Origin of the sequence: Mucilaginibacter sediminis (assembly GCF_051903035.1) — a bacterium.
GTDB lineage: Bacteria > Bacteroidota > Bacteroidia > Sphingobacteriales > Sphingobacteriaceae > Mucilaginibacter.
In genome coordinates this window covers 6,341,665-6,356,161 of the sequence record NZ_CP170602.1, presented here as the reverse complement: position 1 = coordinate 6,356,161, position 14,497 = coordinate 6,341,665, and the positions used below count along the sequence as shown (strand labels likewise).

General features: G+C 44.3%; 10 protein-coding genes, 2 tRNA genes and 3 rRNA genes. 5 read left to right on the top strand and 10 right to left on the bottom strand.

Going from position 1 to position 14,497, the window contains the following annotated elements:
* Positions 1-210: 210 nt before the first annotated feature.
* The 3 genes from ACFGVS_RS26340 to ACFGVS_RS26330 all read left to right on the top strand — a co-directional run bounded on the left by ACFGVS_RS26340 (position 211) and on the right by ACFGVS_RS26330 (position 2,788).
* Positions 211-837, top strand: coding sequence for a sterol desaturase family protein (locus ACFGVS_RS26340; RefSeq protein ID WP_090653219.1), 627 nt, complete (start codon positions 211-213; stop codon positions 835-837).
* A gap of 1 nt (position 838) precedes the next feature.
* On the top strand, positions 839-1,777 hold the full coding sequence (locus tag ACFGVS_RS26335; RefSeq protein ID WP_439696240.1) for a phosphatase PAP2 family protein: 939 nt from the start codon (positions 839-841) through the stop codon (positions 1,775-1,777).
* Between the two features lie 243 nt (positions 1,778-2,020).
* On the top strand, positions 2,021-2,788 hold the full coding sequence (locus ACFGVS_RS26330) for a hypothetical protein (RefSeq protein WP_439696239.1): 768 nt from the start codon (positions 2,021-2,023) through the stop codon (positions 2,786-2,788).
* A 258-nt stretch (positions 2,789-3,046) separates the two neighbouring features.
* Here the strand turns inward: ACFGVS_RS26330 and ACFGVS_RS26325 are convergent, their stop codons facing one another.
* Positions 3,047-3,259, bottom strand: coding sequence for a hypothetical protein (locus tag ACFGVS_RS26325; protein ID WP_143065561.1), 213 nt, complete (start codon positions 3,257-3,259; stop codon positions 3,047-3,049).
* Between the two features lie 209 nt (positions 3,260-3,468).
* Between ACFGVS_RS26325 and ACFGVS_RS26320 the strand changes: the two genes are divergently transcribed.
* Entirely contained in the window at positions 3,469-3,642 is a 174-nt protein-coding gene (locus tag ACFGVS_RS26320; protein WP_439696238.1) for a hypothetical protein, read from the top strand.
* A 235-nt stretch (positions 3,643-3,877) separates the two neighbouring features.
* On the opposite strand, the gene rrf is transcribed toward ACFGVS_RS26320, so the two are convergent.
* From rrf to trxA, 9 genes are all read right to left on the bottom strand, one after another.
* Positions 3,878-3,989 (bottom strand): 5S ribosomal RNA (gene rrf, locus ACFGVS_RS26315).
* Positions 3,990-4,218: 229 nt separating this feature from the next.
* Positions 4,219-7,097 (bottom strand): 23S ribosomal RNA (locus tag ACFGVS_RS26310).
* Positions 7,098-7,373: 276 nt separating this feature from the next.
* A tRNA-Ala gene (locus ACFGVS_RS26305) sits at positions 7,374-7,450 on the bottom strand.
* Positions 7,451-7,547: 97 nt separating this feature from the next.
* Positions 7,548-7,622, bottom strand: a tRNA-Ile gene (locus tag ACFGVS_RS26300).
* A gap of 346 nt (positions 7,623-7,968) precedes the next feature.
* Positions 7,969-9,490: ribosomal RNA gene (locus ACFGVS_RS26295) — 16S ribosomal RNA — on the bottom strand.
* Together the 16S, 23S and 5S rRNA genes with 2 tRNA genes alongside form the textbook arrangement of a ribosomal RNA operon.
* A 741-nt stretch (positions 9,491-10,231) precedes the next feature.
* Positions 10,232-10,774 carry a hypothetical protein gene (locus ACFGVS_RS26290; protein ID WP_274209552.1) on the bottom strand — a complete coding sequence of 181 codons (543 nt, stop codon included), beginning with the start codon at positions 10,772-10,774 and terminating at the stop codon, positions 10,232-10,234.
* 102 nt (positions 10,775-10,876) lie between these two features.
* Positions 10,877-12,244: an ABC1 kinase family protein gene (locus ACFGVS_RS26285; RefSeq protein ID WP_439696237.1), complete on the bottom strand. Its 1,368-nt coding sequence runs from the start codon at positions 12,242-12,244 to the stop codon at positions 10,877-10,879.
* Positions 12,245-12,269: 25 nt separating this feature from the next.
* A complete protein-coding gene (locus ACFGVS_RS26280) occupies positions 12,270-12,905 on the bottom strand; it encodes a TetR family transcriptional regulator C-terminal domain-containing protein (protein WP_439696236.1) in 636 nt (211 codons plus the stop codon).
* A gap of 127 nt (positions 12,906-13,032) precedes the next feature.
* Complete coding sequence (gene trxA / locus ACFGVS_RS26275) at positions 13,033-13,329, bottom strand: thioredoxin (protein WP_090652262.1); 297 nt, start codon at positions 13,327-13,329, stop codon at positions 13,033-13,035.
* Positions 13,330-13,475: 146 nt separating this feature from the next.
* Between trxA and ACFGVS_RS26270 the strand changes: the two genes are divergently transcribed.
* A complete protein-coding gene (locus ACFGVS_RS26270; protein ID WP_439696235.1) occupies positions 13,476-14,372 on the top strand; it encodes an alpha/beta hydrolase in 897 nt (298 codons plus the stop codon).
* Positions 14,373-14,497 lie beyond the last annotated feature (125 nt).

The window sequence follows — 14,497 nt, the reverse complement described above, 5'->3', positions numbered from 1 at the left end:
TCTTAGTCCTAAGTTTGATTAGGCATTGTCATAGAAAATTTAACTTATGGCTACCGGCTGAAGACTTTGAGTTAACAACTTGAGACCCCGGCCAAAATATCGTACCTTCGTGCAAAGGCTGTATTACTGCAGCTGACAATAAATTATATCAAACAAAACATCAAAATAACAGGCGAAGAAATCGTTAAAAAATTTTAAACCTGATATATTATGGCAAAAAAGAATTATGTATCTAACTCGCAGGAGTCTGTGAGGATGTTTAAAAGCAACTTTTTAGAGGGTTTATCAAAGGTGCATTATACCGTACCCTTGTATATTTTTGTACCGGTTATCATTTACTCAACCTACCTGGCCTTTAACGCGGGTATTGGTTTTATAAAATATACCGAACTGTTTATCCTGGGCTTGTTCGTCTGGACAATTACCGAGTACATTATGCACCGCTTTGTTTTTCACCTTAAACCCAACGAAAACTGGGAATGGGCAAAAAGGCTGCATTTTATTATGCATGGTGTACATCATGATTATCCGAGTGATGCCAAACGTTTGGTATTGCCGCCATCATTGAGCATTCCGCTGGCCACCGGTTTTTATTTTTTGTTTAAATGGATATTGCCCGCCGATAATGTTTTTGGCTTTTTCCCGGGCTTTATATTAGGTTACCTGTTTTATGATATATCGCACTATGCTATGCATCATTTTAACTTTAAAAGCGGCCTGTTCAAAAAAATAAAACAACACCACATGCTGCACCATTACCAGGATCCCGATAGGGGTTACGGGGTTAGTTCGCCGCTGTGGGATAAAATATTCCGTTCCGGATTCTTAAAAAAATAAGGTGAATACTGCCGCGCATCACGGTGTAACAATTAATACCAAATCGGTACTTATTGTTACACTTATTTCAATAGGGTATTTAGTACTCTCCTACTTTTTAATCGGTTACAAAAGCGATGAGTTAACGCTTGTACTGATATTTAACTCTCTTTTTTACGCATCGGCCGTTACCCGCAAATTTATCCTTGGCTTCAGCATCTTCGTTGTATACTGGATCATATTTGACTATATGAAGGCCTTCCCCAATTATAATTTCAATACCGTACACATAGCCGATATTTATAATTTCGAAAAACACCTGTTCGGCATCCATTACAAAGGCAACCTGCTTACACCAAATGAATACTGGCGTGCAAACGGCAATACAGTTATTGATGTTATGGCCGGTATTTTTTACCTGTGCTGGATACCTGTACCGCTTGCCTTTGCAACCTTTTTGTTTTTTAAAAACAAAAAGCAGTTCCTTAAATTTTCGCTCACCTTTGTACTGGTTAATTTAATAGGCTTTGTAGTTTATTACGCCTTCCCTGCGGCCCCGCCCTGGTATGTGCAATATCATGGCCTGCAATTTCATCCCTTAACCCAGGGCAATACCGCAGGGCTGGCCAAGTTTGATGCATTTTTTCATGCCGGTGTTTTCAAGTCTATTTATGCCAAAGGCTCAAATGTATTTGCAGCTATGCCATCATTACATTCATCGTACCCTGTTATTGTTTTATACTATGGCATTAAAAACCGCCTGGGCAAAGCAAATTTGTTTTTTGCTGTGGTAATGCTGGGCATTTGGTTTACCGCCGTATATGCCAGCCACCACTATGTGCTTGATGTACTGGCAGGCATCACCTGCGCCTTTACCGGCATTTCTCTTTTCAATTTTTTGCTGGCGCGATCAAAGGCGCTACAGCACTTCATCACCCGTTACGAACAGACTATTGTTTAGTACATAATTACTTATACCGGGCGTAAATGCTGTCCTGTTTTGTGTACCAAATGAAATGTGCAAAAAAAACGGGGCGCTGTTTAAAAAAAAAACTTGCCCGCGTTTAATACAAAAAGTGCCATTACTGCGCAGCAATTAATATTTCACAGTTATTTTATTTGGGTAGCAGGCAGTTAGGGCTAATCAGGCACATTATTTGACTAAGTAATATTAAAATATATTGCTATATTCGGTAACCCCTATATGAAAAAATTGCTTACCTGCCTCATCTTTACGTTCTTAGCCGTATCCAAATTATCAGCCTATGCTGGTGACCTGGACAGCCTTAAGCAAAAATTACAGCTCACAAGCGATTCATTAAAGGGGCCTATCTATATAGCTATTGCCGAAGAGTACATGCACTATGACACGGTTAGCAACAGAAATTTAAGACATTATTACAAAAACGAAGCGTTAAATTATTCGATGCTTGCTTTGCATGTGTATTCAGGCATGAACGATTCTTTGGGTATGCGTACCTGCTACAATACCCTTTCAAAAATATACCGGTCTCAGCATATTTATAGCCAGGCTAAATGGTTTATACTGCAATCAAACACTATATCCCGTTTAAAACATGATGTTCCTAACATCATTGCATCGCTAATTGAGCTATCGGCCATAAAAAGCGACATCAAGGATTATACCCTTGCCATGGGCGATTTAAACGAAGCCTTAAAAATTGCGGTAAAAAATAAAGATCCCAGGAATGAATCGGCAGTACAGGTGGGTTATGCCGATTTATACCGGCACATGAAGAATTACGACAAAGCAGCCGTTGCCATAAAACGACATGAATTTTTAGACGACAGCATCCAAAAAGCTGAGGAAGCCAAACTGGCAATGGTCAACAAAAAAGATTCTGTTCAAATCAAAAAACAAGACTCCATCATCGTCAAAAAAAAAGTATATACCTCCAGCTTCAAACGCGGCTCCAAACTCGCCTCGGCAAGGCATACAGTCTCGTTATAACGCTTATTATTGCGCTTGCAATAATGGCAATAGCCGTAATAGTTTATTACCTGCTACGTAAAAAGCGAAGCCGCTGGCGTATAAGGCCCCGAAAACCCAGGCAGCAATAATGCCATTTACCAAACGCCATGCCGAATACTTTAACAGCTTAGTAAACTAAGTGCCCTAAGTGCTAAATCAATTTAGTTTAAGTTTTATTTAACAAAGTACCTTCATCCTGTCTTTGTAGTCACGATATTTTATATCAGTGCAGGCGGGTTACAACACCCGTCTGCGTACAACAACCCTGCGTGCCACAACCGGCACAGCGGGTCGCACTACTACAACCGGCCTCGCCGGCACAACTACAACCCGCGGCCTGGCCGCAACTACTACCCTGCGAGCAGGCGTACGTACTACTACCCTGGTTTGCGCTTCGGCTGTCAAGGCCACCCCGGCGCTGATGGCTATAAATAAAATGATCTTTTTCATGGTGCTTTAAATTTGTTGATGTAAAAATGCCATGAAAACAGATACCCACACACCTAAATAACGGCGAGCCTGAAAAACAAGGGGGCGAAACAGCGGAGGCGGGGAGTGATTTGGGAGCGTGGTTCGGTTCTATATCTTCAAATGCTCTGTCGCGACTTGGTACTTACCCCGCCACAATTCTGTCAACAGGATTTATCCAATACAACAAGATGGATTTTCCCACTCAGCACCCGCCAAAAACAGCCCACACCCAAACCCCGGTACCCGAAGGGTGCATATTGGCAACATCAAGGGTAACCGATAGTGGCCTCATGGTGGCAGATAAGGAGCTGACAAGGTGCCGGCAGGGATACCCTATTCCCCTGTGCTATTCTGAAGATTGATGGATTATAACATGGTTATGCCTGCGGATGGAGGCATTGATTAGCCTGTAAATTGCATGTTTTCGGATTGCCCGAACACTTAACCTACTGTCTATAAACCACATAAGCGTTCGCCCCCGAACACCCGAACAGTATGGTATCCAACCGAACACCAATGAACCAGTGACCCATGAACCAGTGAACTAATGAAACGCAAAAAAGCCCTTGACTGTTTCCAGCAAGGGCTTGATTTAAGATTTGGCACCGACCTACTCTCCCACGTTTTACCGCAGTACCATCGGCTCTGGCGGGCTTGACTTCTCTGTTCGGAATGGGAAGAGGTAGACACCGCCGATATAGGCACCTGAATATTTTTAATGTCGAGGTGAAAGCTTAAAGGTGAAGGGTGAAAGGTTTTTAATACCTTTTGCCTTTATCCTTTGGCCTTTCTGCCTTAACAATGACATATTATTGAAAGAAGTAATTAATCAGAGAAAACAACAATATTAGTCTGTTCATGGTTGATAGTTCATGGTTCATCGTACATATTACTATGAACTATGATCCATTTGCCATCAACCACTATTATTACCTGCTATGAGAAAGCTTCGGGCAATTAGTATCACTCGGCTATGATGTCACCACCTTTATACCTATGACCTATCAACGTAGTAGTCTGCTACGACCCTCAATGGAAGTCTCATCTTGTGGCTAGTTTCGCACTTAGATGCTTTCAGCGCTTATCTATTCCCAACGTAGCTACTCTGCAATACAGCTGGCGCCATAACAGATTCACCAGAGGTTAGTCCAACCCGGTCCTCTCGTACTAAGGTCAGCCCCACTCAAACTTCCAACGCCCACAACAGATAGGGACCGAACTGTCTCGCGACGTTCTGAACCCAGCTCGCGTGCCACTTTAATGAGCGAACAGCTCAACCCTTGGGACCTTCTCCAGCCCCAGGATGTGACGAGCCGACATCGAGGTGCCAAACCTCCCCGTCGATATGAGCTCTTGGGGGAGATCAGCCTGTTATCCCCAGCGTACCTTTTATCCTTTGAGCGATGGCCCTTCCATGCAGAACCACCGGATCACTATATCCGTCTTTCGACCCTGCTCGGCTTGTCTGCCTCACAGTCAAGCAAGCTTATGCTATTGCACTCCACGTACGGTTACCAAGCGTACTGAGCTTACCTTTGAAAGCCTCCGTTACCTTTTTGGAGGCGACCACCCCAGTCAAACTACCCGCCAAACAATGTCCTCCGCTGTGCAGAGTTAGACACCAAATACAGAAAGGGTGGTATTTCAACGTTGACTAACCAACTCCTAGCGAAGCTGGATCACAGTCTCCCACCTATCCTACACATCCTGTATCCGATATCAATGTTAAGTTGTAGTGAAGGTGCATGGGGTCTTTCCGTCCCGTTGCGGGTAACCGGCGTCTTCACCGATACCACAATTTCACCGAGCTCATGGCTGAGACAGCGCCCAGATCGTTACACCATTCGTGCAGGTCGGAACTTACCCGACAAGGAATTTCGCTACCTTAGGACCGTTATAGTTACGGCCGCCGTTTACCGGGGCTTCGATTCAATGCTTCGCCTTGCGACTAACATCCCCTCTTAACCTTCCGGCACCGGGCAGGTGTCAGGCCATATACGTCATCTTTCGATTTTGCATAGCCATGTGTTTTTGTTAAACAGTCGCCTGGGCCTTTTCACTGCGGCTTCCATTGCTGAAAGCGCCCCTTCTCCCGAAGTTACAGGGCCATTTTGCCGAGTTCCTTAGCCATGATTCACTCGAGCACCTTAGGATTCTCTCCTCGACTACCTGTGTCGGTTTACGGTACGGGTTTTTATAACCTGAAGCTTAGCGGGTTTTCTTGGAAGTCTGATTACCTGAACTATTACCGCCTCCGAAGATTTGGTATACTATCAGCTTTCAGCATGGTCTGCGTACTTAACTACAGTCCATATACCTACGGCCTTTAACGAACTATTCCGTCAGTTCGCGTCAGTGTCACTACTCCGTCACCGCATCGCAGTTATAAAAAGTACTGGAATATTAACCAGTTGTCCATCGGCTACGCCCTTCGGCTTCACCTTAGGCCCCGACTAACCCTGATCCGATTAGCGTTGATCAGGAAACCTTAGTCTTTCGGTGGGCGGGTTTCTCTCCCGCCTTATCGTTACTTATGCCTACATTTGCTTTTCTATTCCCTCCACAGTCGGTTGTCCCTCCTGCTTCGCCGGATAATAGAATGCTCCCCTACCAGATGCATTGCTGCAAATCCATAGCTTCGGTATACTGCTTGATGCCCGTTTATTATCCATGCCCGATCGCTCGACTAGTGAGCTGTTACGCACTCTTTAAATGAATGGCTGCTTCCAAGCCAACATCCTAGCTGTCTGTGCAATCGGACCTCGTTAGTTCAACTTAGCAGTAATTTGGGGACCTTAGCTGATGGTCTGGGTTCTTTCCCTCTCGGCCCTGGACCTTAGCACCCAGAGCCTCACTCCAGCGTATATTAATAAGCATTCGGAGTTTATCTGGATTTGGTAGGATTTGACTCCCCCGCACCCAATTAGTAGCTCTACCTCTTATTAACTCAACCGCCAGGCTGTTCCTAAAAACATTTCGGGGAGTACGAGCTATTTCCCAGTTTGATTAGCCTTTCACCCCTACCCACAAATCATCCGGAAACTTTTCAACGTTTATCGGTTCGGTCCTCCAGTACCTGTTACGGCACCTTCAACCTGTCCATGGGTAGATCACAAGGTTTCGCGTCTACCTCCCCTGACTATACGCCCTATTCAGACTCGCTTTCGCTTCGGATCCGTGTCTTAAACACTTAACCTTGCCAGGAAAGAGTAACTCGTAGGCTCATTATGCAAAAGGCACGCCGTCACAGATTGCTCTGCTCCGACCGCTTGTAAGTACACGGTTTCAGGTTCTATTTCACTCCCCTGTTCGGGGTTCTTTTCACCTTTCCCTCACGGTACTGGTTCACTATCGGTCTCTCAGGAGTATTTAGCCTTACCGGATGGTGCCGGCAGATTCCCACAAGGCGTCTCCGACCTCGCGGTACTCAGGATACCACTATCCAATCATTCATTACCCGTACGCAGCTATCATGCTCTATGGCCGGGTTTCCCACCCCGTTCCGGTTTTGTTTGATTTTCATGTTGTGGTCCTACAACCCCAATTATGCCGTAACATAATTGGTTTGGGCTTCTTCCCTTTCGCTCGCCACTACTCAGGAAATCATTATTATTTTCTCTTCCTCTGCTTACTTAGATGTTTCAGTTCAGCAGGTTTGCGCATTTATGCAATTAGTCTTCAACTAATTAGGTTTCCCCATTCAGAAATCTACGGATCAAATCTTATTTGCAAATCCCCGTAGCTTATCGCAGCTTATCACGTCTTTCATCGCCTCTGAGAGCCAAGGCATCCCCCGTGTACCCTTTCTTACTTTCTTCTACTTATACGCCTTTTGCTCGTATAGTATGCTTTTTGATTCTTGTTGCCGTTTTTAGTATCAAGTACTTAGTATCAAGTAGCAAGACCGAAGCCTTTCTCCTTTTTTACTTTTCCGCAATATTCAAAAGCCTGCAACAGTCCTCTATACTGTTGTCTTCTCTTTTTTATTACTTCTTCCAATATGTCAAAGAACGTTTTGTCAGTTTGCAGTCTGCCGTTCTCAGTTTGCAGTTATTTTAACTGCCCACTGTAAACTGCCTTCTGCTAACTGGCATGGTGGAGAATAACGGATTCGAACCGTTGACCCCCTGCGTGCAAGGCAGGTGCTCTAGCCAGCTGAGCTAATCCCCCTTAAGATGAGTTTGCAGTTTTGAGTTTGCAGTTTGCAGCCTTTTTTTACTGCCTACTGTGAACTGTTTACTGCCCACTCGCAGCTTCGCTGCGCTTGTAGTCCCGAGCAGATTTGAACTGCTGACCCCTACATTATCAGTGTAGTGCTCTAACCAAGCTGAGCTACAGGACTATATTTCAGTTTGCAGTCTTTAGTTTGCAGTTTGCAGCTTGTACTGCTTTGTAGTTAGCTCTTGTTGCCAACTGCTAACTGCTCTTTACTGCCCACTGTGAACTGCCAACTGTGTCCCAGCTCACCTTTCGGCTTCGCTCCACATAGATGGCTTCATCTTTTGGGTTTCCTTTTTGTGTTTAATTATTGAATGACTGAATTAGTGAATTACTGATTTGTTGTTTTGTATTATATATAGCATATAACCTATTCAACTTAATCTAACTCAATAAACCAATCAACCAATTTTAAGAAATAATCATGTAGGTAACTTGTTACAATAACTGATGTATCGATACTGCTCCAGAAAGGAGGTATTCCAGCCACACCTTCCGGTACGGCTACCTTGTTACGACTTAGCCCCAGTTACCGACTTTACCCTAGGACGCTCCTTGCGGTTACGCACTTCAGGCACTTCCAGCTTCCATGGCTTGACGGGCGGTGTGTACAAGGCCCGGGAACGTATTCACCGCGTCATTGCTGATACGCGATTACTAGCGAATCCAACTTCACGGGGTCGAGTTGCAGACCCCGATCCGAACTGTGAACAGCTTTTGGAGATTGGCATCCTGTTGCCAGGTAGCTGCCCTCTGTACTGCCCATTGTAGCACGTGTGTAGCCCCGGACGTAAGGGCCATGATGACTTGACGTCGTCCCCTCCTTCCTCTCTATTTGCATAGGCAGTCTGTTTAGAGTCCCCACCTTAACGTGCTGGCAACTAAACATAGGGGTTGCGCTCGTTGCGGGACTTAACCCAACACCTCACGGCACGAGCTGACGACAGCCATGCAGCACCTAGTTTCGTGTCCCGAAGGACTTGAGCGTCTCTGCTCAATTCACTAACTTTCAAGCCCGGGTAAGGTTCCTCGCGTATCATCGAATTAAACCACATGCTCCTCCGCTTGTGCGGGCCCCCGTCAATTCCTTTGAGTTTCACCCTTGCGGGCGTACTCCCCAGGTGGAATACTTAACGCTTTCGCTTAGACGCTGACCGTATATCGCCAACATCGAGTATTCATCGTTTAGGGCGTGGACTACCAGGGTATCTAATCCTGTTTGATCCCCACGCTTTCGTGCCTCAGTGTCAATCTAACCATAGTAAGCTGCCTTCGCAATTGGTGTTCTGTGACATATCTATGCATTTCACCGCTACTTGTCACATTCCGCCTACCTCTAGTTCATTCAAGCTCATCAGTATCAAAGGCACTGCGATAGTTAAGCTACCGTCTTTCACCCCTGACTTAATAAGCCACCTACGCACCCTTTAAACCCAATAAATCCGGATAACGCTTGGATCCTCCGTATTACCGCGGCTGCTGGCACGGAGTTAGCCGATCCTTATTCTTACAGTACATTCAGCTTTGGTCACGACCAAAGGTTTATTCCCGTACAAAAGCAGTTTACAACCCGTAGGGCCGTCTTCCTGCACGCGGCATGGCTGGTTCAGGCTTCCGCCCATTGACCAATATTCCTTACTGCTGCCTCCCGTAGGAGTCTGGTCCGTGTCTCAGTACCAGTGTGGGGGGTCATCCTCTCAGATCCCCTAAACATCGTAGCCTTGGTAAGCCGTTACCTTACCAACTAGCTAATGTTCCGCATGCCCATCTTGTTCCTATAAATATTTGATTATAATACGATGCCATATCATAATGTTATGCGGTCTTAATCTCTCTTTCGAGAGGCTATCCCCCTGAACAAGGTAGGTTACATACGTGTTACGCACCCGTGCGCCACTCTCAAGGAAAGCAAGCTCTCCTATCCCGTCCGACTTGCATGTATTAGGCCTGCCGCTAGCGTTCATCCTGAGCCAGGATCAAACTCTCCATTGTAAAATGTCTCGTTTGTTCACTGACCCTATTATTAATAATAGAATCTGTATAATCATTATATCTTTATACAGTATCTAACACTTGTTTGTTATCATAACTCCTCTTACTCTTTTCCGCCTTGCAGCTTCTTTTTGTTTGAGTTGTTACTCTACATGATTTTCTATTTCTTAAAAGAACTTTCCCGCTTCATCATCCGAATCCGCTATATAATCTTTACAAGTTGCCTTGTCTGATTTGTCATTTCTATTACCGGAATCGCTCCGGCTTTTTAACTTCTTTCGCTCCTCAAAGCAACCCTCCGTTTGGGTCTGCAAAGGTAGTATTCCTTTTTACTTTTCCAAAACTTATTTTTTCTTTTTTTTATCTCTCGATCTTCAAAGAATCTCTTCCGTTTTGTCCGCCTACCCCTCTCTCTTTTCTCCCTCCGTGGCGGGGTGCAAAAGTAGTAAACTTTTTCGCTTTCCGAAATTTTATCTGAAGTTTTTTTTGAGTTTCCTTTTTATCTAAACCCTCTACCTATTCCTGCTTCAAAAAACTCCTTCAGCAACCTTTCTAAGAACTTTCCCGCTTCCTTATTTGCGGGCTGCAAAGGTACGCGCTTTTAACACTTATGCAAACTGTTTTTAATGTTTATTTAATATAAACCACTAAGACGTTATGTATCAGCAGGAAAAATTGAAACAGGATAAGATTTAAGGCAGTGGCATCGAGATTATAATGGCATCGACCTTTCCAATATAGTTAATACATGCATCCCACATAAATTCGGGCTTTCTGCACAAAAGCATTTTTACCGGGTTTAATAGCATTTAAGGCACTATCGGCACTGGTTTTAGTTTCGTATATACCAACTATTAAAGCAATCATTTTAGACTTGGAAGCGGGGCGGTACTCATCAAGGTATTCCAGGCTTAAACTTTCAGAAGGGTATCTGCGGGGGAAATATTCCCCTGTATCCATTTCATCATCGTCATCGTCCGGCAAATCAATCAAACCCTTGGTTTTATCGTAATAACGGCCCATGGTATCAATGGCCAGGTTTGACGATTCATGTAGCGCAAGCATTTTTGCCTTCAACTCATCATAATCCTTCCCTGTGTCGGCAACTAATACATAATAGTTGGCAAAAGCATTGAGATGTGCATTCATTTCGGAGGTATCAGCTGAAGATGCTTTGATGCCCGTAGTTGCTTTATAACTGGCCGGCAAAACGCGAACGGGCTTTAAGTTATCACGTGTTACTACAAGTGTTGGTTTAGGTTTGCAAGAAAGTAAGGCAAACATTGCAATTATTAACAAATAACTCAATTTCATAAGGTACAGGCTGATATATCCAAATGTAAGTAAAAATCAGCATGTTCCAAATCTGCCATCTCTGGATTATACTTAGTACTCCAGTACCACATGCGGTTTATAAGTATCCGTTTTCACTTCGGCTTTCAATTCGTGTAATATATTGTATAACCCAAAGTTGGTACGGTTTACATATATGAAGTGTTTAACGCCGCGGGCCTGCTTAAACTCGGGCATTTTTGAAAGGCGCTCGCCAAAGGCAAAAAGCTTGTCGAAGAACTCTGATTGGCTAAAATCGAAGTGATCGTCAATATAAGGCATGGCAAACAAACTTATCATTTCTTTAAACTGGCCATAAAAAAATTCAACCTGCGCCGGGGTATCATCCTTACGGATCATATCCAGCAAACGAAAGGCTTTAATAGTTTCTTCCTTATTATCCAACAGATTGGTTGAAGTAAGCGAGAAGAAAGGATAGTAAAAATCTTCGGGCATCTCTTTAATACAACCAAAATCGATACATCCCAGTTTACCTTCGGGGGTTATCAGGAAGTTGCCAGGATGCGGATCGGCATGCACAGCGCGCATCTCGTGCTGCTGAAAATTGTAAAAATCCCAAAGGGCCTGCCCAATCTGGTTACGCAATTCCTGTGATGGGTTGGTGGCCAAAAACTCTTTAAGGTGTTTCCCTTCCAGCCAATCCATAGTAATAATGCGCTTACTGCTCAACTCCGGATAATAGGTAGGGAATACTACATTATCCAAATTGGCGCAAGCGGTAGAGAATTCAATAGATCGGCGGACCTCCAGTTCGTAGTCGGTTTCTTCCAGCAAGCGTTCTTCAACCTCGCTCATGTACACATTCAATTCCTTTTCACTCATGCCCAGCATCCTGAAGGCAAATGGCTTGATCAGTTTCAGATCGGACGAGATAGATTCGCCTACACCGGGATACTGAATTTTTACGGCCAGTTTCTTCCCATTCAGTTCGGCCTGGTGTACCTGCCCAATTGATGCGGCATTGTTCGACCGAATGTTGAATTTATCGTATATCTGATCGGGATTTTTACCGAAATATTTCCTGAACGTTTGCACAATTAGCGGACCCGAAAGTGGCGGCGCATTGTATTGCGATTGTGTGAACTTATCTACATAGGCCTGCGGCAGCAGGTTTTTATCCATGCTCAGCATCTGTGCTACTTTAAGGGCGCTGCCTTTAAGCTCGCTCAATGATTGGTAAATATCAGCTGCATTATCCTCGTTCAGCTCAGATTTATCCATATCCGGGTTGAACAGCTTTTTTGAGTAATGCTTAATATAATTGCCGCCTATCTTAAACCCTGTTTTTACAAATTTGGCGCTGCGTTCTACTTTGGTTGTTGGTATGCTATTTTGCTCGGGCGAAGCTCCCTGTGAATATTCTCCAAAAGCTGATGGAAAATCTGTTTCGCTATCTGTCATAATAATTTTAAAAGTCCATACTTCTTTATATCCCGCCGTTTTTCACCAGGAATTTTCCGTACTCAAACAAATTGTCGATGGGCGAGCGTTGAAAAAGGTCGAACGTTACATTGACGCCTTTTTCGATAGCCTCATCCGTTTTCTCAAATCCCGTAGAGTTATCATTTACCCAAAAGTTGAGTACGAATACAAATTGCACCCAAAGCGCGTCTTTATAACGTTTGCTAAAAAATTTACGGTCGGTAAGTTCTGTGGTTTCTATCCCTTCCTTCAGTATATCTTCGGCAAAACTTTCGAATGCCGTTTTCATCTGTTCAAACACACGTGGCGTAGTAAAACCTCTTGGTTGTTTTTTGATGGAATAAATAGCAAAGCTTCGGCTGCCCTTAAGCAACTCAAAAAAACCGTAAAAGTAAGATAAAGCCTTTTCGCGGGCAGAATATTGCGCCCAAACTTCCTGGCTTTTTATTTCGGCGATAGTTTTAGTTGTAAAACCTGCCCAAATAGCCTGCTCCAGTGCTTCAAACGAGCCATAAAACTGGTAAAACTCAGCCTCGCTCATTTCATTTCGCTTAGCGAATATATATACCGACTTAGGCTCCGAGCCTTCGGTTAGCACATAATCAATATATGCGTTCTGGATACTTTCGATAGTTGCCATGTTTGATTTGGTTGGCCTCACCTAAATCCTCTCCAAAGGACAGGACTTTTGATTGGCGCGTTGGTTATGTAATTATTTAATAGATCGTTGTTTACCCCCTCTCCCTTGGAGAGGGCCGGGGTGAGGCTTATATAAACATCTCCACCGTACGCTGCAGTTCCCTTGCCTGCACAACACCGGCCTGGCGCCATTTGGTTTGCCCTTTTTGGAATATCATTAACGTTGGCACACTTTGCACCCGGTAAGCGCTTGCCGCTTGTGGGTTTTTGTCGATATCAATCTTGATGATTTTTACTTTATCGCCAAGGGCGTGTTTTACATCCTTTAGTATAGGCGGCATCATTTTACAGGGGCCGCACCACTCGGCCGAAAAATCAACCAGTACCGGAATTTCTGAAGCTATTATATCCTGGAAATTTGCCATAATTTTTTCACTATTTAGTTAATTACTAACGGTTAATAGTTTTAGCTATTATTACCAATAATAACCATTATTTTAGATAAAAGTTTATTGAACAGACGCTTAATTGGAAATATGACTTTCCGACTATGAACCCTTAACTATTGACTATGAACAAGAGTACGACAACCGGTATTTACCTAACCCTGGCACTTTTTATTACCTCGTTTGCGGCTTTGGCGCAAGACAAACCTACCGTTATACCACTTTGGCCAAATGGTGCACCCGGTTTCGAAAACAGGCGAAATGAGCCCGAGCAGGCTAAGGATTACTGGGTAAAAAACATTCACAATCCATCGCTTACGGTTTTTGCTCCCCCGGCAGGTAAGGCCAATGGTGCGGCAGTGGTAATATGCCCAGGCGGCGGCCACCGTTTGTTAGTTTATACCGCCGAGGGTATTGAACCTGCCAAATATCTGAATGACCTGGGTGTTACTGTATTTGTGCTGAAATACCGTTTAGGTCGCGATACCCTATCGCCTTATAAAATTGATGTGCACGCCAAACAGGATGGGCACCGGGCTATGCGCCTGGTACGCAGCAAGGCGGCCGAATATGGCCTGGATACCAACAGGATAGGCCTGATGGGCTTCTCGGCAGGCGGCGAGGTTGTTGATATGGTTGCCTTTGGCGATGGCAAAGGCGATGCGAATGCACCCGATCCGGTTGACAGACAGAGCGCCATCCCCAAGTTTATCATACAGATTTACCCCGGCCCTTTATATATACCGGATGTGGTACCGGCCAACGCACCACCGGCCTTTTTATTAGCTGCCAATGACGACCCATGCTGCGCGGTACCGGTGGTAAGTTTGATGCAAAAATACCGCGAGGCCAAGGTACCCATCGAGGTGCATTTGTATGCCCAGGGGGCCCATGGTTTTAACATGGGCAAACGATCGAAATTACAAACCATCAGCACCTGGCCGCAACGTTTGGCCGACTGGCTGGCCGACAATGGTTATTTAAACCCGGCAAGTAAGGAGCGGAAGAAAATTTTACATTAATTACCCTAAAAAACTTCTTAAAATTTATTTTAATGCTAAAATGCGGTAAAAAATTTCAATTTTCATAGAATTAATTGCAAATAATCTGCAACAAGGCATCAACAAATTACAAAAAAATACAAGTT

Coding starts and splice junctions, on each gene's coding strand:
- trxA (WP_090652262.1), bottom strand. CDS start 13,329: ATGGCAAATTTCCAGGATATAATAGCTTCAGAAATTCCGGTACTGGTT.
- ACFGVS_RS26320 (WP_439696238.1), top strand. CDS start 3,469: ATGGATTTTCCCACTCAGCACCCGCCAAAAACAGCCCACACCCAAACC.
- ACFGVS_RS26280 (WP_439696236.1), bottom strand. CDS start 12,905: ATGGCAACTATCGAAAGTATCCAGAACGCATATATTGATTATGTGCTA.
- ACFGVS_RS26290 (WP_274209552.1), bottom strand. CDS start 10,774: ATGTTTGCCTTACTTTCTTGCAAACCTAAACCAACACTTGTAGTAACA.
- ACFGVS_RS26340 (WP_090653219.1), top strand. CDS start 211: ATGGCAAAAAAGAATTATGTATCTAACTCGCAGGAGTCTGTGAGGATG.
- ACFGVS_RS26330 (WP_439696239.1), top strand. CDS start 2,021: ATGAAAAAATTGCTTACCTGCCTCATCTTTACGTTCTTAGCCGTATCC.
- ACFGVS_RS26270 (WP_439696235.1), top strand. CDS start 13,476: ATGAACAAGAGTACGACAACCGGTATTTACCTAACCCTGGCACTTTTT.
- ACFGVS_RS26285 (WP_439696237.1), bottom strand. CDS start 12,244: ATGACAGATAGCGAAACAGATTTTCCATCAGCTTTTGGAGAATATTCA.
- ACFGVS_RS26325 (WP_143065561.1), bottom strand. CDS start 3,259: ATGAAAAAGATCATTTTATTTATAGCCATCAGCGCCGGGGTGGCCTTG.